A 19,667-nucleotide genomic window follows, 5' to 3' on the forward strand; every position below is an offset into this window, starting at 1 on the left:
GGCGGGTCCCATAGCGTCAAATGACGCCAAAGGTCCAGCCCTCAGTTGCAGCAATTTCAAAATTTAGTGCATCGGGTGCCCAAAATTGCGGATTTCCGGCAAGATTGCGCAGCCATGCGGCCGTAATTAGGGCATCTGTTGCGTGGTCCGTGTAGCGGTTTAACGGCATATGGGGTTTCGAACCGAGCGCTTGCAACGCCAAATCGAGACCGATCGCATCGCGTATCTTGCTGCGGCCTTTGGCCACGCCAGCCGCGCGGGCGGCGATTGTGGTGTAAATCTCCACTGCGACCTTGCCGCGCTTGGGAAGCGGATCGAAGGGCCAAATAGACACAGCATCGCGCAGTTGGTGCAGGAGGCGCATGCCGGCAAAACTGGCCTTGGCGACTTGCGACGCGCCAATCGCGTCGTAAACCGTGGACGCCTTGCCGCTGCTGCTTTTGTTCAACAACTCGCATTGTCGCCAAAACAGATAGTCCGATTTTGTCCCATCTGCCGCGCCGAAATAGAAATGGCGGCGGTGATGTTGCTCAAGGAAGGACGCTGCGCCCAAATCGGCATCGTCGCAGACATGGTCGACATAGGCCCAGAAAGCCCTCGCGGAGGTGGGCACGTCATCGCCCGGCAAGTAACTGCCGCGTTCCATAAAGGGCGGGACGAAGCTGAAGTCGAAACCTATGAGCAAATCATCATCCTGCGCCAAAAGCCAGTCTGCGACGCCTTGGCGGGACCAGGCTTTGCCGGGCGGGGATATCAGCCGCGGGGGGGCGTTACCTGCGTCACAGACCGCCAGCGCGATGCCGGGGTGTCGGCTACCTTTTGCGCCGGACCAATCAGCGCACGCAAAACGCGTAAAGCGCTGCATTATTGTGTGTCTGGACCTGCATTGCGCGCGCGCAGCCGATCCCAATATTGCAGCCGTTCGATGATCTTGCGTTCAAAGCCGCGTTCTACAGGCTGATAGAGTGACGTCGGCGTCACGGCTTCCGGCCAATAATTCGCGCCTGAAAATCCTTCTGCATTATCATGGTCATAGGCGTAGCCTGCGCCATAGCCAATGTCCTTCATCAGCTTCGTCGGCGCATTCAGGATGTGCGCCGGTGGCATCATCGACCCTGTATCTCGCGCCATTTTCCATGCGGATTTCTGGGCCTTGTACGCCGCATTCGATTTGGGTGCGGTCGCAAGATAGAGGCATGCCTGCACAATCGCGACTTCGCCCTCTGGACTGCCCAAAAATTCATAGGCCTGTTTGGCGGCAAGACATTGGACCAAAGCCTGCGGGTCAGCGAGGCCGATGTCCTCACTAGCAAAACGGACCAAGCGGCGCAGGACATAAAGCGGCTCTTCGCCCGCCACCAACATACGTGCCATCCAATATAAGGCGGCCTGTGGATCAGAACCGCGCAAGCTTTTATGCAGCGCGGATATCAGGTTATAATGCCCCTCCCGATCCTTGTCATAAACGGGCATCCGGCGCTGCAACAACGCGGCCATGGCTTGTGGATCAAGCGGATTTTCAAGGTGAATGGCGAACAAAGTTTCCGCCTGATTAAGCAAAAAGCGGCCATCGCCGTCGGCGCTGGAGATCAAGGCGGATCGGGCATCGTCGGTGACGGGCAAAGGACGCTCCATGACGGCTTCTGCACGGGTCAGTAGTGTTGCCAATGCCGCCTCATCCAAACGCTGCAGCACCATCACTTGCGTGCGCGAGAGTAAGGCTGCGTTCAACTCAAACGACGGGTTTTCGGTGGTTGCGCCGACGAGCGTTACCACGCCGCTTTCAACAAAGGGCAAAAATCCGTCTTGCTGCGCGCGGTTGAAGCGGTGGATTTCATCCACGAACAACAATGTCTGCTTGCCCGTTCTTGCGATTGTTTCTGCCTCGGCAAAGGCTTTTTTAAGATCCGCCACGCCTGAGAAGACCGCCGAAATCGGTTTATAATGCATGTCCACTGCGTCGGCCAGCAATCGTGCAATGCTGGTCTTGCCTGTACCCGGTGGCCCCCACAGGATCATGGAGGATAATTTACCCGCAGCGACCATACGGCCAATCGCGCCATCGGGGCCCGTCAGATGCTCCTGACCAATCACCTCATCCAATTTTGTCGGCCGAAGCTTGTCTGCAAGCGGGGCATTTTCGGGCGTAGATGCCGGAAAAGGTGCGGTGTCACCAAAAAGGTCGCTCATGGGAAACGCCTGTTCCGCCGTATGTTATCGCATAAGCATAAGCGCTTCAGACAGTTTCCGGAACGGCTTGCCACAGGTTTATCGTGCAGACGCCGCACGCGCAGCACGTTGGCGGATGAGGCGGATATAGGTGTCGGCGACGGTTTGGTTAATCGCATCCCAGCTAAAATCGAGTGACCGTTGCTCGCCAGCAACGCCATGCTGCGTGCGCAAATCGGCATCTGTGCAATAGATTTGTAAACTGTCAGCAAATTTCTGAATGGCGCCTGGCGTGATCAGCCGGCCGGATACATTGTCCTCTACTAAGCTTTGGCTGCCGGTGGCCTTGGCCGCAACAACGGGCAGACCGCAGGCCATAGCCTCTAACGTTACATTGCCAAAGGTTTCGGTAACGCTTGGGTTGAACAGCAGGTCCATGCAGGCCACTGCGCGGCCGAGATCCTGACCCCCTTGGAAACCGACAAAGCGGGCATGAGGCAGGCGGCTTTCAAACCAGCCACGTGCCGGACCTTCGCCAATGACCATGACCTGATGCGGCACATTGCGGCGGCGCAACTGGTCAATCGCGTCGGAAAAGACGTCGAGACCCTTTTCCATGACCAAGCGGCCTAGAAAGCCGATCACGACGGGTTCGTCAGTGACGCCCTGTGCGCGCCGCCATGCCAGATCCCGGCGGCCAGAGTTGAAAATCTCCCGGTCAACGCCGCGTGACCAAATGTCGATGTCATAATTCATCCGTTGCTCACGCAATACCTGCGCAAAGCTCTCCGATGGCGCGACCAACGCGTCGCATTTGCGGTACAATCGGCGCAGCCACGCCTCCACCAAGGGTTCAACGAAGGACATGTTGTAATAGCGGAAATAGGTTTCGAAGCGTGTGTGCACCGACGACAACACCGGCAGATTGCGGCGGCGCGCCCATTTGACCGCCTGACGCGCGACGCGGTCTGGGCTGGCGATATGGACGACATTGGGGGCAAATGCCTCCAGATCTCGCCGGACTTTTGCCGACAAGGATAAAGGCAGGCGATATTCCGGACGAAAGGGTATCGCGAATGAAGGGACGCTAACCAAGTCGCCTGTCGCGACAAAAGCAGGTTCAGCAACCGTTGGGGAATACACCCGCACCGATGCGCCTTGGCTCAAAAGATAGCCGACAAGCCGATTTAAAGCCTGATTTGCGCCATCACGGACATAATTATAATTGCCGCTGAATAGCGCAATGCGAAGGTCGCTGGTCTGCATCAATCGGCTTTTATCGGTGACAACGCAAAATGCCAATGGGAATGGTGTATTTGGTGCGTTATGTATCCGATATGATAATCAGTCAGATCGATGTTTTGCTGATAGGGCAGCCCAAAGCGTTTCACACCGACGGCACGATGAGCGCTATGGCACGCATGCCGGTGGACCGATCCGTCTTTTTGGGCAAGCATGGCTTTGCGGGCGACCAAGTCGCCGATCCGACTGTGCACGGCGGCGCGGATAAGGCAGTGCATTTCTACCCCGCGGAACATTATCCCAAATGGATTGCGCATTTTGCGACGGAAAATTTTGTGCATCCGCTGCTCGACCAAGCGGGCGCATTTGGCGAGAATATCGGCGCGTGCGGGCTACTGGAGGATAATTTGCGTATTGGCGACCAGTTTCGCCTTGGGCGCGCCGTAGTCGAGGTCGCGCAAGGCCGGCAACCCTGCTGGAAGCTCGATCATCATTTCGGTGTGCATGGCCTGTCAGGTGCCGTCATCAAAAGTGGCCGTTGCGGAGGCTATTTCCGCGTCATTGAAGAAGGCGAAGTGGCACCCGGCGACAGCATAGAACAAGTACACGCGGCAGGGCATGACTGGACCGTTGCGCGAGCCTTCAACCTTCTTATTGGCGGCGGGCATCGCGCGGAAGGCGCCAAGTCAGAATTACGCGCGCTTGCGGCACTGGAGACTTTGGCGGAAAGTTGGCGGAGCAGGGCGGCTAAATTGGCGGAGTGATTGTTCATAGACGGCGCTCGACGACGATCTTGACAAACGGCCTGGGAGGCTGTGATTTTGAAAAGTCACCTGCGGTCACCCTGAACTTGGTTCAGGGTCCATTTATCGATTCTAGCTCCGAATGTGCTGCACGATAGACCCTGAAACAAGTTCAGGGTGACGTTTTGAGGGGAGTTGGCGGGGTGACTCTGCCTGCTGCGACCAAATTTGGCGGGTTTATTCGCTGATGTCGTGTCTCTCGGACGCTGGGGCGTAGAGGCGTATGCGGGTTACGCGTTTTTCGTCGGCTTCCAATATTTCCAAAGTCCAGCCGCTCGCCTCATGCACCAGCATTTGGCCAATGTCGGGGACTTGGCCGGCAATGACGAAGGCGAGGCCGCCAAGCGTGTCCACGTCTTCATCCACTTCCGCTAGCTTTGGGTCAACCGCCTCTGCGAGATCGTCTAGCTGAGTGCGCGCGTCGGCTTCCCACAAATCGGGGGCCATTTGAACGAACGGCAGTTCAGGTTCGTCATCATGTTCGTCTTCGATTTCGCCGACGATTTCTTCGACCAAATCTTCAATTGTTACCAAGCCCTCGGTCCCCGAATATTCATCCAGCACGATGGCCAAATGCGTGCGCGTACGCCGCATTTCGTCTAAAAGCGCAAGCACGCTCATATTTTGCGGCACAAAACGTGGCTGGCGAATGAAGGATTCAAGGCTTTGCGGACGTTCCTGATCTAAGGCCAGTACTGCGAACACATCCTTGATGTGGATCATGCCGATAACGCTGTCGAGCGTCTCGCGGTACACCGGTAGGCGGCTATGGCCATGCTCGGCGAAGGCAGCGATGCAATCGGCAAAGCCAGCACTTTCTTCAATTGCAATAATCTCGCTGCGTGGCACCATGACGTCATCGACACGGTGTTCGCTAAAATGTAGCAAATTGCGCAACATCGTGCGCTCGACGGCCGTCAAGTCGCCATCGGCGTCTGATTGTCCGTTGTCGTCGCTATCTTCCTCATGCTCGGCAATTGCTTCTTCAAGCTGCTCGCGCAAAGTCGGCCCGTGATCGCGGCCAAAGAACATAGTCTTCAGCCGCTGCCATATTCGTCCGTCGTTATCGTCGTCGGTTGCGGTTTTCGAACCGCTAAAACTGTCACCCTCAGGCATAATGGAAGCGTACTGGCCTCTTAATGATCTATTTCATCCTTATATGGATTGTGAAGGCCCATAGATGCAAGCGCTTTTACCTCAAGCGCCTCCATAAATTCAGCTTCGTCATCCTCGATATGGTCATGGCCAAGCAAATGGAGCATCCCGTGGATGACCAGATGCGTGGCATGATGGGCGATCGGAACATCTTTTTCTTTCGCCTCCGCCGCGCAGGTTTCATGGGCCAAAATGATGTCACCGAGCATGATTTCAGGCGCATCATAGGTGCCGTTGAGCAAGGCGTCCAATTCCTCGTCATCGAGCATAGGAAAGGACAGCACATTCGTTGGCTTGTCCTTGTCGCGCCATTCTCGGTTCAGCGCATGGACTTCCGCATTGTCGGAAAGCTTGATGCTGACGCTGACCGGAACTACGGGGTCAGCTAGTTCAGCAATGGCCGCAAACCGCACAGCTGCGTCTACGGCCTTTTCAACTTCGCTCTGCCCGAAATCGCTATTGCCCCATACCACGCCCATGTCGAGTTCGACATCAATCATGCCCGCCCTCATAGGCGTCGACGATGCGGCCAACGAGTGGGTGACGGACAACATCGCTGCTGTTGAAGCGGATGGTCTGGATGCCGTCTACGCCTTCGAGGCGCTGTACCGCATCGTTCAGGCCCGACATGCGCTCGCCACCGGGAATATCGACCTGATGCGGGTCACCGCAAATGACCATGCGGCTGTTCATACCGAAGCGGGTTAGGAACATCTTCATCTGTGCCGCAGTGGTATTCTGCGCCTCATCCAAAATGATGAACGAATCGGCCAACGTACGCCCGCGCATAAAGGCGATGGGTGCGATTTCGATTTCGCCAGAGGCAATCCGCCGCTCCACCTGTTCGGCCGGTAAGCAGTCATATAATGCGTCGTATATCGGCCGCAGATAAGGATCGACCTTTTCCTTCATATCGCCGGGCAGGAAACCTAGTCTCTCACCTGCCTCAACCGCGGGACGCGAAAGAATAAGCCGCTGCACAGCGCCCGTAATCAACATGGCCACAGCCTGTGCCACCGCCAAATATGTTTTGCCCGTGCCTGCGGGGCCAAGCGCGAAGATAATTTCGTCGCGAGCCAATGCCTCCATATACGGAATTTGTGTGGCGGAGCGCGGTACGAGCGTTTTCTTGCGCGTGCGGATCATGATACCAGGCGCGTCGGTCGCGTCCTTGCGGACAATGCCTTCTAAAGTAGGTTCAGCAGTCATGGCGATAATTGATTGCACGGCTTCGCTGTCGATTTCCTGTCCGCGCGATAGGCGGGAATAAATGTCGTTGAGAACATCGCGCGCGCGACCAATGGCGCCAGCCTCGCCTTCAATCTGTACGCGGTTTCCGCGGGCCGAGATATAAACCCCAAGGCGGTTCTCAATCGTAACCAGATTGCGGTCAAATTCGCCAAAAACCGCGTTAATCAGATGCGGTTTGTCGAAGCTCATCTCCAGCCGGGACAAGTCACCGGCTTGCGCTTGGGCTTTTTTGGCCATTCAGGCGGCTGCTCTCATCGTTGGTTCACCCTTCAGGCTAAGCGGTCCAGAATCGGTAATCTGTACAGTAACGATATCGCCGATTGACAGGTCCGGCGCAAGCACATGTACCGATTGGAGCCAAGGTGATTTGCCAATTAACTGGCCATCAAATTTCCCAGGCCGTTCCAACAGGACATCGGTGGTGCGACCAACGGTGCGATCATTAAACGCCGTCTGGTCCGCCACGATCTGCGCCTGAAGCCTTTGGAGCCGTTCGTCCATGACTTCCATCGGTATCTGGTCGTCCATGTCGGCGGCGGGCGTGCCGGGGCGGGGGCTATATTTGAAGGAATAAGCTTGCGCATGGCCGACCTCACGCACCAGGCTTAACGTGTCTTCGAAATCGGCATCGCTTTCACCGGGAAAGCCGACGATGAAGTCACCGGAAAAGGCGATATCGGGCCGTACAGTTCGCACGCGGTCAAGAATACGCATATAGCTGTCGCGGCTGTGGCTGCGGTTCATGGCTTTTAAGATACGGTCTGAACCGGACTGAACGGGCAGATGGAGGAACGGCATCAGCTTTTCAACATCGCCATGCGCGGCAATCAAGCCTTCGGTCATGTCGTTCGGGTGGCTGGTCATGTAACGAATGCGGCGAAGCTCAGGTATCTTGTCGAGTGCGCGGATGAGGCCGTCTAAGCCTTGATGCTTGCCTGTGTCATCCTCACCATCCCATGCGTTGACATTTTGGCCAAGCAACGTGATTTCGCGCGCGCCAGCGTCGACTATTGCCTTTGCTTCATCGATCAAATCGGCCCAGCCGCGCGAAATTTCTGCGCCTCTGGTGTAAGGCACGACGCAATAAGTGCAGAATTTGTCGCAACCTTCCTGTACCGTCAGAAACGCCGATGGCGGCTGCTTGCGGCGGGCAGGCAGCTTACCAAATTTGTCGAGGCCGGGCAGGTCGAGGTCAACGACACGTTCGCCGCGTCCGACCGCAGCTACCATGTCGGGCAGGTTGTGATAAGCTTGCGGGCCAACAACGATGTCGACTTCAGGGGCGCGGCGGCTAATCTCACCGCCCTCGGCCTGTGCGACGCAGCCTGCGACGGCGATAACGGGGCTAGTACCATCCTTGCGGCGTAAGCGGCCAATCTCGGAATAGACCTTCTCCGCTGCCTTTTCGCGGATGTGACAGGTGTTGAGGACAACCAAGTCGGCATTAGACTTGTCATCCGCAGGTGACATTCCCTGGCTTTCAAACATCTCAGCCATGCGCTCGCCATCATAGACGTTCATCTGACAGCCGTAATTTTTGATTGAATAGGTTTTGGGGGAATCTGTGCTCATAATGCGTGCCTATACAAGGCGCACCGCATTGCCGCCACCCTCCATCGCAGCGCCGATACGCGCCCGCACTTCGGCAGAAATGGCCTTACGGTCCGGATAATGGAGCGGGTCAAATGGTTCCAGAAAATGCAGTGTTGCGGTAATTGGTTTGAGATAAGACAAAAGGCGCCAGAAATTCTCAGTTACCTTTTCCTCGCCTACCCAAGCTACACGTGGAGTGTGGTTGCCATAATTGAGATAGACAGGCTGCACGAGCATGCCCGCGGGCGGCGGAACTAATGCGGCGAACAAAGATGGTTTGAACGGCAACAGGCCCGATCCATCATGCGTCGTGCCCTCGGGAAAAATGGTTACCGGCTGGTCGCCCGCCATGGCCGCGCGCAAATCATCGACTTGATTGCTAACGCTGGTGCGGTTTTCGCGATTGACGAAGATGGTGTTATTGATTTTGCACAGCCAGCCAATCAGCGGCCAGCTTTCGATGCCATCATTTGCTACGAACGTGCAGCCAGTGACGCCTGACATTACGGGAATGTCGATCCAGCTATGGTGGTTTGCGGCATAGAATACATTGCTGCGCACGCGGGTGCCAGTGGTTGCGGTTGCGATGCCGCTGGTCCAGCTGATCGAGAGCAAAAACAAGCGCGGCCAAGGCGACGGTTTGCGAATAATCCGCCAGATATTATGCAATAACAGGCTTAAGGACAGGCTTGCAGCCATCAGCAACAGCCGTGTCAAAAACAATAGCTGCCCTGTTACAAACGCCACCGGGTTGCGTCGTTCAATCCTTGCGGTCGATGGCGACGCCATAAAGTTCCATACGATGGTCGACCAAACGATAACCCAGCCGTTCCGCAATGATTTTCTGCAATGCCTCAAGCTCTGGGTCGACAAATTCAACGACCTTGCCGGTTTCGACATCAATCAAATGGTCGTGATGCGCCTCGGGCGATGCCTCATAGCGCGCACGGCCATCGCCGAAATCATGCCGATCCAATATGCCTGCCTCTTCAAACAAGCGCACAGTGCGATATACGGTGGCGATCGAGATTTTGGGGTCAATGGCGGAGGAACGGCGGTATAGCTCCTCCACATCGGGGTGATCGGTCGCATCGGAAATGACACGCGCGATGACGCGTCGTTGATCGGTTATGCGCAGGCCCCGTTCGTTGCAGAGCGCCTCAATGTCAATTTTGATATCCATTGAATAAGACATTTAGTGTCGCTCCGCGATTCGTCAAAGAAAAAGGCCGGGGGTGTCCCGGCCTTCTATTCTTGCGGATAAGCGAGAAGCTTATTTTACTTTCTTTTTGCGACCCGAGCCCGGTGCGCGTCCAAGGCCAATGGCCTTGGCCAATTCGCGGCGCTGCTCCGCATAAGCGGGTGCGACCATTGGATAATCGGCAGGTAATCCCCACTTGGCGCGATAATCTTCCGGCGTCATGCCATAATGCGTCATAAGGTGACGCTTGAGCATTTTCAGCTTCTTACCGTCGTCCAGACAGACGATGAAGTCACGCTTTACAGAGTTACGGATAGGAACGGCTGGTTCCAAAGTTGTTTCTGGGACAACTGCGGGGCCGGAAATTCCAGACAGCGCTGCGTGCACGTTAGAGATTAAGGTGGATACGTCGGAGACGGCAACGCTGTTGTTGCTAACATGTGCTGCTACAATGTCCGCAGTTAACGTAATTAACAATTCCGTGACATCGTTACTTTCTTGTGACATTTTATGAACTCCAAACCCATCCACTATAGATTTTATAGTGTAGAATCATGTACATTATCAAAGAAAAATGGTCAACTATTGGTCTAAAATATATGTTACATTATAGTTCTAACAGCATAGTAATTGCATCGGGACTTATACCTTCGGCATTTTTATAGTAATTTTTTCGGCGTCCAATTGAAGTAAATCCAGATTTTAGGTAAAAACCATGCGCGTTGTTGCCATCGCGAACTTCGAGGAATATTTTGGTCCGCCCCGCCTGTCGCGCCCTGTGGATTGTCTCTGACAATAAAAGTTTGCCGATGTCTTGGCCCTGAAATCGCCGGGCTACGCCAATCATCAACAGTTCTTGATGATCAAGAACCCAGCGGCTCATGGCAAAGCCACAGATGGCATCACTATCTTTCGCCAGTAATAGCTCGCAATCGGGCATTACCAAGCTGGATAGACATTGTGCGGCGGTCCAAGCTTCCCCAAATCTGGGGTCAAAAGCGTCGTGCATGATGGTCATCATGGCCGCAATGTCTGCGGCGCCCCCTTCGACGACCCGGATCATTGGGGCAGGGTTGCGGGCTTTGCGTCCGGCGCCCTACCGTAGATTGGCGTCGCTGCAAGCGGGGGCATTGCTGACAGAAGCGGCCAATGGCGCGCATTGGGTAGCAGTTCCAGCCATTGCCGGTCGGCGCGTTGGGGATCAATATCGCCAGCTACCATATTGGCCGTGGCAAGGCGCGGAAGGTCATCGGGCAGGATGGAGCGTACAGGCGCACGCGAATGTCCATGTGCATCAAATGCCTCAAAGAAATACTCGCCATGGCCGCCAGTCATGACAACGTCTAAAGCAGTGGCTTCGGGCAGCTTTGAACGCGCCATGGCCGCCACCAAGGCAAGGCAACCATAGCCGTGCACATCAATGTGCCATGCCAAGCCCAAAGCTTTTGCGGCGGCGACGCCGACACGAATACCTGTAAAGCTACCCGGTCCGACATTGACCAACAGCTGGTCCGCCTTGCCGTTGCCGGGCAACGCGGCGATCAGGGGAAGCAAGCGTTCGGCATGACCGCGGCCAATGACTTCATGTTCAGCTGCTACAACATAGTCGTCATCAAGCAAAGCGACCGAGCACGCCCGCGTCGCTGTATCGATGACCAATGTCCGCATGACCGTTCGTTGGCCGCTTGATTAAAGAATGCTGTTAAAGCGGTCGAAAGCTGGCCTTGGGCTGCGTTCGAAAATGCTCGCTTTGTCGCCATAGCCCAAGGTGCAAATGAAGTTGGATTGCACTTTAGTGCCAGCAAAAAACGCCTCGTCCACCGCGGCATTGTTGAAGCCTGACATCGCGCCAGTGTCCAAACCGAGGGCGCGCGCTGCGAGCATGAAATAGGCGCCTTGCAAGCTGCTGTTGCGGAAAGCAGTTTTCTCGATCAGCGCATCATTGCCGACAAACCAGCTCCGCGCATCGGTATGCGGGAATAGTTCAGGCAGATTTTCATAAAATTCGAGGTCCATGCCTATAATCGCGGTCACCGGTGCCTGAAGAATTTTCTCGGCATTAGCTGGCATGGAACAGGCAGCCAGTTTTTGCTTTGCATCGTCGCTACGACACCAAATGATCCGTGCAGGTAGGCAATTGGCCGATGTTGGACCAAATTTCATCAAGTCCCAAATTTGCTCCAACTGCTCCTGCGTTACGGGCGTATCTAGATAGCCATTGTAGCTGCGCGCTTCACGAAAAAGCTGATCTAGGGCAGCATCATTCAGGGAATGTGACATGATATCTACTTTCAAAATAAGGGAATTTTAAGCTGCGCGTACTTCTATGACTTCAGGTACATAATGCTTCAGCAATTGTTCGATACCGTTTTTCAACGTGGCGGACGAAGATGGGCAACCGGCACAGGCACCCTGCATCTGCAAGAACACGACGCCTTTCTGGAAACCGCGATAGATGATGTCGCCGCCATCATTGGCAACAGCAGGGCGAACGCGGGTTTCGATCAGATCCTTAATCTGGTCCACAATATCGGCATCTTCAGGGTCATCCAACGGATAGTCAGCGTCACTCGATGGCACCGAGAAGCCGGCGGCAGCTGGCTTAAACAAAGGCATGTTGGCGCTGAAATGGTCCAACAATATGCCGAGCACATCGGGCTTTAGACTGGCCCATTCAACGCCGGGCGCTGCCGTCACGGATATAAAGGAATGCCCGAAAAACACGCCCGTTACATCGCCAAGCGCGAAAAGTGCCTCTGCTAAGGGCGAGGCCTCGGCCTCTTCCGGCGCAGCAAAGTCACGCGTTCCTGTGTCCATGACCACGCGGCCGGGCAGGAATTTGATGGTCGAAGGGTTGGGTGTCAGTTCAGTTTCTATCAGCATTTCTCGCATGTGGTGCGGTCGCTGCCAAAGTGCAAGCCAGAATGTCTTGACAGCGGCCAAACCTGCGTTGACGGAATGGAGGATAAGGAGAGCAAAATTGACAGATCAGCTAAACAAAACCGCGTGGATCACAGGGGCATCGTCGGGCATTGGCGAAGCTTTGGCCAAGGCGTTTGTTGCCAGCGGAGGATATGCGATATTGTCCGGGCGCAATGTCGCCGAACTGCAACGCGTCGCAACGGAAACGGGTGCGGCGGAACGCTGTCTGATTTTGCCATTTGATACAGTGAATTATGCCAGCTTGGCTCACAAAGTGGCCGAAGCCATTGCGTTTCAGGGTCATGTCGACGTGCTGGTGAATAATGCGGGCATCTCGCAGCGGTCGCCAGCAGTCGATACCGATTTGTCGGTCTATCAACGGATTGTCGATGTTGACTTGCTCGCGCCCATTGCGCTGACGCAAGCCTTGCTATCGCATATGATCTCGCGCGGTAGCGGGCAGATTGTGATGATCTCCAGCGTGGCGGGTAAAGCGGGTATACCGATGCGCACCGCTTATTGCGCGGCAAAACATGGCTTAATTGGTTATGCCGATGCGCTGCGCAGCGAAGTTGCGGGGCAGGGGGTGAAAGTCCTTGTCGTTGCCCCTGGGTCGGTCAAAACTAATGTCTCGCGCAACGCGCTCAACGCCGATGGCTCTGTGCGCGGGATAAGTGACGCAGCAATCGACAATGGTATTGATCCGGATAAGGTCGCCAGCCTCATTTGGGAGGCGGTCAGCACGGGTAAGCGCGAAATCGTTATCGCCGAAGGGATGGAGGCCAATATCCCCGTGCTACGCGCGCAGGATCCAGAAAAGCTGTTTGATATGGTCGAAGCGATGGTCGCGGCTGGCTATGCGCAGAAGATTTCCGCGCAATAACGGGACCGATTCTAAATTCTGCCTGCACGTAAAGCTGCACCCGCAGCAAAGGGGGACAGCGCCATTATCGCCAATGATGTCGCGGCCAGCAACTGCATCGCGTTGCCGGGATCTTCGGCCAAGGTGCCTGCGCCAAAGATGAGCAACGGGATGGTGATGGGCACAAGCAACAGCCCACCAAGTGCGCTTGCGCCGCTTAGGCCAGCGGTCAGGGCTGCGATCATCACGGACAGACCAGACAAAGCAGGCAAAGCCAAAGCAAGGCCAAGCAGCAGGGTGCCCAATTGCGACTCCGGCAAGCCGATCAGCGCGGAGCCGACTATTGTCGCCAAAAGCAGGGGGAGGGCAAAGGCGACAATCTGCCCTGCGATCTTGGCCGTCGCGACAAGCTCGTCGGACCAACCGCGCAAGGCAAGCTGATCGAGCACGCCGGACTGGCGGTCGGGCAGGATAAGGCGTTCGATGGGAAGAAGCGTCGCCAGCAGTGCCGCTATCCACAATATGCCCCCGCCTGTGCGTGCCAGTAAGGCCTTGTCGGGCCCTGTTACAAAGGGAAATAATGTGGCGACGGCGAGGTAAAACACCACCGGAAGCCATAGGCCGCCGCCGGTCCACGCCAGACGTACTTCGCGCGCTACCAGAGCAAGAAACGCCTTCATGCCGCTGCGCCTTGCGTGTCGAGCAATAAGCTATGCGCGACGTTAATGGAGGGCGGTTGATGTGCGGCGACAAGGACGATCCCGCCCAAGGCCGCATGGGCAAGCATCGCTTGGTCAAGCCGCGCACAGCTTGCACTGTCTAGGCCATTATAAGGTTCATCCATCAGCCAAATTTCGGCCTGCGAGGCAAGGACGCGCGCGATGCTGGCCCGCTTACGTTGCCCCGTGGAGAGAAAGCGGACGGGGATATGGGCCAAGTCTTGCAAATCCATATCCGTTAATGCAGCGTCACATGCATCGGCGCATGCGCCGTCCATGTCCGCCCAGAAGCGGAGCGCAGTCTCTAAGGTCATATTGGCGTCCAACGCCAAATTTTCGTCCGCAAGCGCGATGCGACCTTCGGAATGGATCGAGCCCGACGTTACGGTCAGCAATCCGGCGACAAGGCGCAATAATGTCGATTTGCCGCAGCCATTGGCGCCCCTGATCCAGATGATGTCGCCTGCGCGCACTGCCACCGATAGGCCGCGCAGCACAAGGCGATTGCCGCGCATGACTGCGACATTATCAAGACGAAGCGATGGCAGCGATGCTTGACGCGAGGACATATCGCGACTTAGGCAGATATTCATTCAATTGCAAAAGCAGGATTAGGATATGCACATTTCACGACTGGATGACGCCGCCCGCGATGCCGCCCTGCAACAATTGCCGCAATGGACATATGACGCAGACGCCAAGGGCATTCGCCGCAATTTGCGCTTTACCGACTTTGCCGAAGCGTTCGGTTTCATGGCGCGCGTGGCTATTCTCGCCGAAAAAGCCGACCATCACCCCGAATGGTTCAACGTCTATAATCGCGTCGACATTTTGTTGACTACGCATGATGCAGGGGGGCTGTCACAACGCGACGTTCAACTTGCCTCCGCAATCGATGCAATCACGGCTTAGTCTGCACCACGTCCCCAAGCCCGCCCAATAGTCCAAGCTGCTTCCGCAAGCGGTTCGGGAACCAGCGTGCAGAAAAGGCCAATTGCTTCGCCATTTTGTTGACGGGCGTATGCACCTTCTCGCCGTGAATAGCTTCCCATGCCGCAGGCCCAATGATCGAAACGGGGCTGACCTCAACGCCTGCCGATTGCAGCCTTTCCTTACCAGACATGTTGCTACCAGCGTCGACATTGCTGATGATGTTAGTGTCGATGAATCCAGGCATAAGGCTGCGGGATTTAATGCCATATGGACGCCATTCAATGTCATGCGCCTCGGCAAGCCCACGTACCGCAAATTTGGTGGCGCTATAGACGCTTAAGCCCGCCGATCCGTAAATGCCTGCAGCAGAACTGGTGTAGAGCACACATGCGTCATCGGTGTTCTTCAGTAAGTCGAAGCACGCCCGGGTACCACTAATCACACCCGTCAGGTTGATTGCGATCATGCGGTCAATATCTTCGTCGGTCATGTCTTGAATGGGGCCGCCAGCCCCGATCCCTGCATTGTTGAACAAAACGGTCATGTGGCCGTTGGTGTGCTTGGCAAATTCGGCAACGGCCTTTTTCCACTGTGCGCGGTCCGTCACATCCAATTTGTGACGCGAATATTCACCCTTGGGCAATAAGGCCGCGGTTGCGTCCAAACCTTTTTCATCAATGTCGGCCAGACCGACAAACCAGCCCACATTTGCAAAGTACCGCGCGACTTCGCGGCCAAGGCCGGATGCGGCGCCCGTGATGAAAATGCTTTTTTGTGCTGTCGACATGATGATGATTCCTCTCTTACTCACATGATTGTCAGCGACATCAATTTGCCCAAAACGTCAACTGATTATTGCAGGCCCTAAATTGCCTGAAATCCCTTAGCGTAGATATGCCAAGTGAAAATCGCTGCGGCGCCGCGATGCGGACGCCAGCGTTCGGCGATTACTCGGATCTCTTTTTCTGATGGCCGCGCGTCAAGCTTTAGCAAACGGCCAACGCCCTCTTGCACCGCTAGGTCGCCTGCGGGCCAAATATCTGGGCGGCCCTCGGCAAACAGCAAATAAATCTCTGCTGACCAGCGACCAATGCCCTTCACCTGCGTGAGATAGGCAATTGCCGCCTCATCATCTTCGGGCAGGGCGTCGAGCGGCAACGCGCCTGAAAGAACAAGTTCTGCCAGTGAACGTGCATAGCTCTGTTTCTGCCGGCTAAGGCCGCAGGCCCGCAACGCATCAAAATCTTGCGCCAGCAACTGTTCCGGCGGGCATTCCGTCCCCATCAGAGCCTCTAGCTTGTTCCAGACCGATGCTGCCGCTGCGACGCTAACCTGTTGCCCGACTATTGTTCGCAACAAGGTGGCATAGCCGGGCGCACGTATACGCGCGTCCGGATAGCCGGTGACGGAGAGGGCTGCCGCGATGCCCGGCTCAACCGCAGCCAATGCATCAAGAGCATTATGCAGCTGCTGTGTCGTTATGCCCATAGGAGTTACTTATGCGCCCCGGCGCACGGTGGCCGCGTATAAGGCGATTGCGGCCGCATTAGACACATTAAGCGACTCCATCTGTGCGCTGATCGGCAATTTCGCCAATTGGTCGCAATGCTCCTCAATATTGCGCCGCATGCCATCCCCTTCTGCGCCCAATACAAGCGCATTGCGCCCTGGTGTCAGCGCTTGATCGAGCGTGACCTCTGCATGGCCGGAAAGGCCGATTCGCCAATATCCCGCCTCGGCAATCTCCTCCAATGCGCGCGCCAGATTAACGACTCGTACCCATGGGGTGACTTCCAGCCCGCCAGACGCGGCCTTTGCCAATGCTCCCGATTCGGGGGGCGCGTGCCGGTCTTGCGTCACAACAGCCACCGCATCAAAGGCAGCCGCTGTGCGGAATATCGCGCCAACATTGTGCGGATCGGTCACTTGGTCGAGAATTAGCAACGGCCGGTTATCGTCACTAGCAAGCGCGAGTGCATCGGTCAGCCAGACATCTTCGAGCGGCGCAACCTCAAGTACAAGGCCCTGATGCGGCGCGTCTTTTGGTACAAAACGCGCCAGATCATTCACTTCGGCATATTGCACTGTCAGGCCGTCAGGTATGACAATCTTCCCGATTTCTTCCCGCGTGCCCCATAAATTGATGAGGCGGCGTTCGGGATTATCGAGCGCAGCATAGACGGCGTGCCGCCCGTAAAATTTTGGATTGCCGCTGGTAACGGCGGCGCCACGGCGTCGATGGCTCTTATGTGAAGACATTATAAGTACCTGTGCATGAAAAAGAGAAGGTTCTAGTGCCCTTTCCCACTTGAGGCATTGACAGGCAAGGGCCGTTTCGCCATTGGGCTGCTTCTTCTGCGGGACCGGCCCTCATGTAAACACATGATGCCCCGCACGAAGATGTGGACAGGTGGCCGAGTGGTTAAAGGCAGCAGACTGTAAATCTGCCCGGTTTTCCGTACGCTGGTTCGAATCCAGCCCTGTCCACCACATATACTACTAAGTATAAGATTTTATTACGATTTATTCGAAATTTGGCTATCCGATTTATCAAAGTTAGCCTTCGCATCTGATCGATTGAACACCCAATCGGTCTTGTGATCGGCGATGGCGGGGCATTTACTTAAGCGGCTAATGCTTCAGAATTGCTAGCTTTTGTAACACCATTCACAAATTGGTCAGTGCAGATATTCCAGCAGAATTGGGCGCCATATTCAGCAGCATGGGTACGGCTAAGCGACAACGCCCCTTTTATTGCTTCGGCAAGATCAGTCTTAAGGCACCCAATCGCTTGGTTTAAAGTGCCATGTGCTCCGCGACCTTCAGCCCCAATGATATCCAGCGGTCCCTGAACGGGATAGCCAGCCACCGGAACGCCGCATGCCAGCGCCTCCAGCATGACGAGTCCAAAGGTATCGGTCTTGCTTGGAAATACGAAAACATCGGCAGAGGCGTAAATGCTGGCAAGCTCAGCACCATGACGCGTCCCAAGAAAAACGGCGTCGGGATAGCGCGCCTCAAGATGCGCGCGGGCAGGGCCGTCGCCGACGATGACTTTCGTTCCTGTTACATCTGCGTCAAGAAACGCTTCCAAATTCTTTTCAACGGCTACTCTGCCGACCGATAGCAATATTGGCTTTGTAAGATGCTGTAAGCCTGGGTGGACCTGCTGGTCTGGATGGAACACGGCATGATCAATGCCGCGTGACCAAAGCTGTGTTGGATGAATGCCCCGACTTTCCAATTCATCACGAAGGCTTTGCGTAGCCGTCAAGATTGCTCGTGATCCCTTGTGGAATGTACGCATGATTGGCCAGATAAAGTCCGGCGACAGTCGAGTGCGTGCGGCAACATATTCGGGAAACCGGGTATGAAAAGCAGTGGTGAAGGGGACGTTGTGCTTTAAGCACCATGCGCGTGCGCTCCAGCCAATGGGGCCTTCGGTGGAAATGTGGACGATGTCGGGCCTGAACGTTCCCAGCGTCTTTCGCACGCCGTAACGCGGCGCCAATGCCAATCGAATTTCTGAATAGCCAGGGCAGGGAATGGTCATGAACCTGTCGGGTGCAACAACTTCAACCTCATGTCCCTGGGCTTTCAGGCGACTTATCGTTTCGGTTAAAGTGCGCACAACGCCGTTGACTTGTGGTGCCCACGCATCCGTTGCGATAGCGAGTTTCATGCTTCGACAGCCATTTGCTTTGAAGCGCGACTCCGCACATGCTCTGCCCAGTCGATGATGGACATTGCGCCATCCTTGGCTTCCGTCAACGCGGTGCAGCTCTCGACCCAATCTCCGTCATTATAATAAGTTATTGATCCAAATTGGCGGATTTCGGCGCAGTGGATATGGCCGCAGACAACCCCCTCAACGCCGCGCTGAGCTGCCTCGCGTGCCACGACCTCTTCATATTGGCCGATATATTGGACAGCATTTTTAACACGCATTTTTAAATAAGATGAAAGCGACCAATATGGCATGTTGAACCTGCGCCGGACGGCATTCAGGATTATATTGGCCTTCAATAGTAACGTGTAAGCCTGATCACCCAAAAAGGCGAGCCAGCGTGCATATAGAACAATGCCGTCAAACGCATCGCCATGCGTGACAAGCAAGTTACGCCCGTCAGCTGTGGTATGGATCGCCTCCAACTGCACCTCGACGCCGCCAAAGCTGAGGCCTGCATAGTCACGGAACATTTCGTCATGATTACCGGGAATGTAGATAACGCGGGTACCACGATGGGCCATTTTCAGTACACGGCGAATGACCTCATTATGCTGATCCGGCCAATACCAGCCCTTGCGCAAGCGCCAACCGTCAACGATGTCGCCGACCAGATACAGCGTGTCGCACTCAATCGAATGCAGAAAATCACTTAGCAGTCCTGCCTGACAACCCGCAGTTCCCAGATGCACGTCCGATATCCAAACCGTACGCAGCTTCATCTTCGGCTGAAAGCTTCGTGGCTCCGGTTTATCAAACCAAATTGGGAGCTTTGGTCCCTTGTTATCCCGCTCAAGACGTGGCGAATCAATCGTGTCCGTGTCGCTAAATGCAGTATGTGTCATCTGCTTTTACCCCCCATCAGATGTATTTTGGGTAGCTGTCCGATGGGTCAGGTGCGTTGCAAATCGATGACAGTTTTCTTGCCATCGATTTTATTCCAACATGTTCATTTGATTGCGGGAAGCTCTGCATCCGGCAGCGTCAATCCCAAGGATTTTAAACCAGCAACACGACCATTGGCCGGAAAACCGACGCAAATGCTCGACAGCGGTCGCCAGCTCGCAGTTCATTACAGTTTTATGACATT

General features: G+C 55.4%; 24 protein-coding genes and 1 tRNA gene. 4 read left to right on the forward strand and 21 right to left on the reverse strand.

Going from position 1 to position 19,667, the window contains the following annotated elements; all coding sequences use genetic code 11:
• Nucleotides 1-16: 16 nt before the first annotated feature.
• The 3 genes from ACILP4_RS07355 to ACILP4_RS07365 all read right to left on the reverse strand — a co-directional run bounded on the left by ACILP4_RS07355 (nt 17) and on the right by ACILP4_RS07365 (nt 3,435).
• A complete protein-coding gene (locus ACILP4_RS07355) occupies nt 17-868 on the reverse strand; it encodes a hypothetical protein (RefSeq protein ID WP_395620135.1) in 852 nt (283 codons plus the stop codon).
• Nucleotides 865-2,190, reverse strand: a complete 1,326-nt coding sequence (locus tag ACILP4_RS07360; protein WP_395620088.1) for a replication-associated recombination protein A — start codon at nt 2,188-2,190, stop codon at nt 865-867. Before ACILP4_RS07360 ends, ACILP4_RS07355 begins: the two co-directional genes overlap by 4 nt.
• A 78-nt stretch (nt 2,191-2,268) precedes the next feature.
• Entirely contained in the window at nt 2,269-3,435 is a 1,167-nt protein-coding gene (locus ACILP4_RS07365) for a glycosyltransferase family 4 protein (protein ID WP_395620089.1), read from the reverse strand.
• 71 nt (nt 3,436-3,506) lie between these two features.
• Between ACILP4_RS07365 and ACILP4_RS07370 the strand changes: the two genes are divergently transcribed.
• Nucleotides 3,507-4,175, forward strand: coding sequence for an MOSC domain-containing protein (locus ACILP4_RS07370; protein ID WP_395620090.1), 669 nt, complete (start codon nt 3,507-3,509; stop codon nt 4,173-4,175).
• A 216-nt stretch (nt 4,176-4,391) separates the two neighbouring features.
• On the opposite strand, the gene ACILP4_RS07375 is transcribed toward ACILP4_RS07370, so the two are convergent.
• The 11 genes from ACILP4_RS07375 to ACILP4_RS07425 form a co-directional block, all read right to left on the reverse strand.
• Nucleotides 4,392-5,330, reverse strand: a complete 939-nt coding sequence (locus tag ACILP4_RS07375; RefSeq protein ID WP_395620091.1) for a hemolysin family protein — start codon at nt 5,328-5,330, stop codon at nt 4,392-4,394.
• Between the two features lie 20 nt (nt 5,331-5,350).
• Nucleotides 5,351-5,869, reverse strand: coding sequence for an rRNA maturation RNase YbeY (gene ybeY / locus ACILP4_RS07380; protein WP_395620092.1), 519 nt, complete (start codon nt 5,867-5,869; stop codon nt 5,351-5,353).
• A complete protein-coding gene (locus ACILP4_RS07385) occupies nt 5,862-6,857 on the reverse strand; it encodes a PhoH family protein (protein WP_395620093.1) in 996 nt (331 codons plus the stop codon). Before ACILP4_RS07385 ends, ybeY begins: the two co-directional genes overlap by 8 nt.
• On the reverse strand, nt 6,858-8,192 hold the full coding sequence (gene miaB / locus ACILP4_RS07390; protein ID WP_395620094.1) for a tRNA (N6-isopentenyl adenosine(37)-C2)-methylthiotransferase MiaB: 1,335 nt from the start codon (nt 8,190-8,192) through the stop codon (nt 6,858-6,860). It lies immediately after the preceding gene.
• A gap of 9 nt (nt 8,193-8,201) precedes the next feature.
• Nucleotides 8,202-9,002 carry a lysophospholipid acyltransferase family protein gene (locus ACILP4_RS07395; protein WP_395620095.1) on the reverse strand — a complete coding sequence of 267 codons (801 nt, stop codon included), beginning with the start codon at nt 9,000-9,002 and terminating at the stop codon, nt 8,202-8,204.
• A complete protein-coding gene (locus tag ACILP4_RS07400; RefSeq protein WP_295492172.1) occupies nt 8,974-9,396 on the reverse strand; it encodes a Fur family transcriptional regulator in 423 nt (140 codons plus the stop codon). The genes ACILP4_RS07395 and ACILP4_RS07400 overlap by 29 nt, the downstream gene beginning before the upstream one ends.
• Before the next feature lie 90 nt (nt 9,397-9,486).
• Nucleotides 9,487-9,921: a MucR family transcriptional regulator gene (locus ACILP4_RS07405; RefSeq protein WP_395620096.1), complete on the reverse strand. Its 435-nt coding sequence runs from the start codon at nt 9,919-9,921 to the stop codon at nt 9,487-9,489.
• Between the two features lie 100 nt (nt 9,922-10,021).
• Nucleotides 10,022-10,477: a ribosomal protein S18-alanine N-acetyltransferase gene (rimI, locus tag ACILP4_RS07410; protein WP_395620097.1), complete on the reverse strand. Its 456-nt coding sequence runs from the start codon at nt 10,475-10,477 to the stop codon at nt 10,022-10,024.
• The gene (gene tsaB / locus ACILP4_RS07415; RefSeq protein WP_395620098.1) at nt 10,474-11,082 is read right to left on the reverse strand and encodes a tRNA (adenosine(37)-N6)-threonylcarbamoyltransferase complex dimerization subunit type 1 TsaB; all 609 of its coding nucleotides are present in this window, start codon (nt 11,080-11,082) and stop codon (nt 10,474-10,476) included. The genes rimI and tsaB overlap by 4 nt, the downstream gene beginning before the upstream one ends.
• Nucleotides 11,083-11,103: 21 nt before the next feature.
• Entirely contained in the window at nt 11,104-11,694 is a 591-nt protein-coding gene (locus ACILP4_RS07420) for a malonic semialdehyde reductase (protein WP_395620099.1), read from the reverse strand.
• Between the two features lie 27 nt (nt 11,695-11,721).
• A complete protein-coding gene (locus tag ACILP4_RS07425; RefSeq protein ID WP_395620100.1) occupies nt 11,722-12,297 on the reverse strand; it encodes a NifU family protein in 576 nt (191 codons plus the stop codon).
• 97 nt (nt 12,298-12,394) lie between these two features.
• Between ACILP4_RS07425 and ACILP4_RS07430 the strand changes: the two genes are divergently transcribed.
• The gene (locus ACILP4_RS07430; protein ID WP_395620101.1) at nt 12,395-13,219 is read left to right on the forward strand and encodes an SDR family NAD(P)-dependent oxidoreductase; all 825 of its coding nucleotides are present in this window, start codon (nt 12,395-12,397) and stop codon (nt 13,217-13,219) included.
• An 11-nt stretch (nt 13,220-13,230) separates the two neighbouring features.
• On the opposite strand, the gene ACILP4_RS07435 is transcribed toward ACILP4_RS07430, so the two are convergent.
• Nucleotides 13,231-13,878 (reverse strand): heme exporter protein CcmB, encoded by a 648-nt coding sequence (locus tag ACILP4_RS07435; RefSeq protein WP_395620102.1) that lies wholly within the window; start codon nt 13,876-13,878, stop codon nt 13,231-13,233.
• Nucleotides 13,875-14,486: a heme ABC exporter ATP-binding protein CcmA gene (ccmA, locus tag ACILP4_RS07440; RefSeq protein WP_395620103.1), complete on the reverse strand. Its 612-nt coding sequence runs from the start codon at nt 14,484-14,486 to the stop codon at nt 13,875-13,877. Before ccmA ends, ACILP4_RS07435 begins: the two co-directional genes overlap by 4 nt.
• Nucleotides 14,487-14,535: 49 nt before the next feature.
• Here ccmA and ACILP4_RS07445 point away from each other — a divergent pair, with 49 nt between their 5' ends.
• Nucleotides 14,536-14,829, forward strand: a complete 294-nt coding sequence (locus tag ACILP4_RS07445) for a 4a-hydroxytetrahydrobiopterin dehydratase (protein WP_395620104.1) — start codon at nt 14,536-14,538, stop codon at nt 14,827-14,829.
• Here ACILP4_RS07445 and ACILP4_RS07450 read toward each other — a convergent pair.
• The 3 genes from ACILP4_RS07450 to rlmB form a co-directional block, all read right to left on the reverse strand.
• A complete protein-coding gene (locus tag ACILP4_RS07450; RefSeq protein WP_395620105.1) occupies nt 14,819-15,637 on the reverse strand; it encodes an SDR family oxidoreductase in 819 nt (272 codons plus the stop codon). The genes ACILP4_RS07445 and ACILP4_RS07450 overlap by 11 nt on opposite strands.
• Before the next feature lie 77 nt (nt 15,638-15,714).
• Nucleotides 15,715-16,338, reverse strand: a complete 624-nt coding sequence (locus ACILP4_RS07455; protein WP_395620106.1) for a DNA-3-methyladenine glycosylase family protein — start codon at nt 16,336-16,338, stop codon at nt 15,715-15,717.
• 9 nt (nt 16,339-16,347) lie between these two features.
• Nucleotides 16,348-17,109, reverse strand: a complete 762-nt coding sequence (rlmB, locus tag ACILP4_RS07460; RefSeq protein WP_395620107.1) for a 23S rRNA (guanosine(2251)-2'-O)-methyltransferase RlmB — start codon at nt 17,107-17,109, stop codon at nt 16,348-16,350.
• Nucleotides 17,110-17,254: 145 nt separating this feature from the next.
• On the opposite strand from rlmB, the gene ACILP4_RS07465 reads away from it, so the two are divergent.
• Nucleotides 17,255-17,340, forward strand: a tRNA-Tyr gene (locus ACILP4_RS07465).
• Nucleotides 17,341-17,473: 133 nt separating this feature from the next.
• Here ACILP4_RS07465 and ACILP4_RS07470 read toward each other — a convergent pair.
• Together ACILP4_RS07470 and ACILP4_RS07475 are read right to left on the reverse strand one after the other, a co-directional pair.
• A complete protein-coding gene (locus ACILP4_RS07470; protein WP_395620108.1) occupies nt 17,474-18,532 on the reverse strand; it encodes a glycosyltransferase family 4 protein in 1,059 nt (352 codons plus the stop codon).
• Complete coding sequence (locus tag ACILP4_RS07475; protein WP_395620136.1) at nt 18,529-19,299, reverse strand: UDP-2,3-diacylglucosamine diphosphatase; 771 nt, start codon at nt 19,297-19,299, stop codon at nt 18,529-18,531. Before ACILP4_RS07475 ends, ACILP4_RS07470 begins: the two co-directional genes overlap by 4 nt.
• Nucleotides 19,300-19,667: the final 368 nt, after the last annotated feature.

Origin of the sequence: Sphingorhabdus sp. (assembly GCF_044239045.1) — a bacterium.
Taxonomy (GTDB): Bacteria; Pseudomonadota; Alphaproteobacteria; order Sphingomonadales; family Sphingomonadaceae; genus Sphingorhabdus_B.

What these genes read in the sequence shown, in the direction of transcription:
- ACILP4_RS07475 (WP_395620136.1), bottom strand. Translation starts at nt 19,299, where the DNA reads ATGAAGCTGCGTACGGTTTGGATATCGGACGTGCATCTGGGAACTGCG.
- miaB (WP_395620094.1), bottom strand. Translation starts at nt 8,192, where the DNA reads ATGAGCACAGATTCCCCCAAAACCTATTCAATCAAAAATTACGGCTGT.
- ACILP4_RS07395 (WP_395620095.1), bottom strand. Translation starts at nt 9,002, where the DNA reads ATGGCGTCGCCATCGACCGCAAGGATTGAACGACGCAACCCGGTGGCG.
- ACILP4_RS07450 (WP_395620105.1), bottom strand. Translation starts at nt 15,637, where the DNA reads ATGTCGACAGCACAAAAAAGCATTTTCATCACGGGCGCCGCATCCGGC.
- ACILP4_RS07385 (WP_395620093.1), bottom strand. Translation starts at nt 6,857, where the DNA reads ATGGCCAAAAAAGCCCAAGCGCAAGCCGGTGACTTGTCCCGGCTGGAG.
- ACILP4_RS07365 (WP_395620089.1), bottom strand. Translation starts at nt 3,435, where the DNA reads ATGCAGACCAGCGACCTTCGCATTGCGCTATTCAGCGGCAATTATAAT.
- ACILP4_RS07405 (WP_395620096.1), bottom strand. Translation starts at nt 9,921, where the DNA reads ATGTCACAAGAAAGTAACGATGTCACGGAATTGTTAATTACGTTAACT.
- ybeY (WP_395620092.1), bottom strand. Translation starts at nt 5,869, where the DNA reads ATGATTGATGTCGAACTCGACATGGGCGTGGTATGGGGCAATAGCGAT.
- ACILP4_RS07470 (WP_395620108.1), bottom strand. Translation starts at nt 18,532, where the DNA reads ATGAAACTCGCTATCGCAACGGATGCGTGGGCACCACAAGTCAACGGC.
- ACILP4_RS07400 (WP_295492172.1), bottom strand. Translation starts at nt 9,396, where the DNA reads ATGGATATCAAAATTGACATTGAGGCGCTCTGCAACGAACGGGGCCTG.
- ccmA (WP_395620103.1), bottom strand. Translation starts at nt 14,486, where the DNA reads ATGTCCTCGCGTCAAGCATCGCTGCCATCGCTTCGTCTTGATAATGTC.
- ACILP4_RS07375 (WP_395620091.1), bottom strand. Translation starts at nt 5,330, where the DNA reads ATGCCTGAGGGTGACAGTTTTAGCGGTTCGAAAACCGCAACCGACGAC.
- ACILP4_RS07445 (WP_395620104.1), top strand. Translation starts at nt 14,536, where the DNA reads ATGCACATTTCACGACTGGATGACGCCGCCCGCGATGCCGCCCTGCAA.
- rlmB (WP_395620107.1), bottom strand. Translation starts at nt 17,109, where the DNA reads ATGTCTTCACATAAGAGCCATCGACGCCGTGGCGCCGCCGTTACCAGC.
- ACILP4_RS07360 (WP_395620088.1), bottom strand. Translation starts at nt 2,190, where the DNA reads ATGAGCGACCTTTTTGGTGACACCGCACCTTTTCCGGCATCTACGCCC.
- ACILP4_RS07420 (WP_395620099.1), bottom strand. Translation starts at nt 11,694, where the DNA reads ATGTCACATTCCCTGAATGATGCTGCCCTAGATCAGCTTTTTCGTGAA.
- ACILP4_RS07425 (WP_395620100.1), bottom strand. Translation starts at nt 12,297, where the DNA reads ATGCTGATAGAAACTGAACTGACACCCAACCCTTCGACCATCAAATTC.
- rimI (WP_395620097.1), bottom strand. Translation starts at nt 10,477, where the DNA reads ATGATCCGGGTCGTCGAAGGGGGCGCCGCAGACATTGCGGCCATGATG.
- ACILP4_RS07455 (WP_395620106.1), bottom strand. Translation starts at nt 16,338, where the DNA reads ATGGGCATAACGACACAGCAGCTGCATAATGCTCTTGATGCATTGGCT.
- ACILP4_RS07370 (WP_395620090.1), top strand. Translation starts at nt 3,507, where the DNA reads ATGATAATCAGTCAGATCGATGTTTTGCTGATAGGGCAGCCCAAAGCG.
- tsaB (WP_395620098.1), bottom strand. Translation starts at nt 11,082, where the DNA reads ATGCGGACATTGGTCATCGATACAGCGACGCGGGCGTGCTCGGTCGCT.
- ACILP4_RS07435 (WP_395620102.1), bottom strand. Translation starts at nt 13,878, where the DNA reads ATGAAGGCGTTTCTTGCTCTGGTAGCGCGCGAAGTACGTCTGGCGTGG.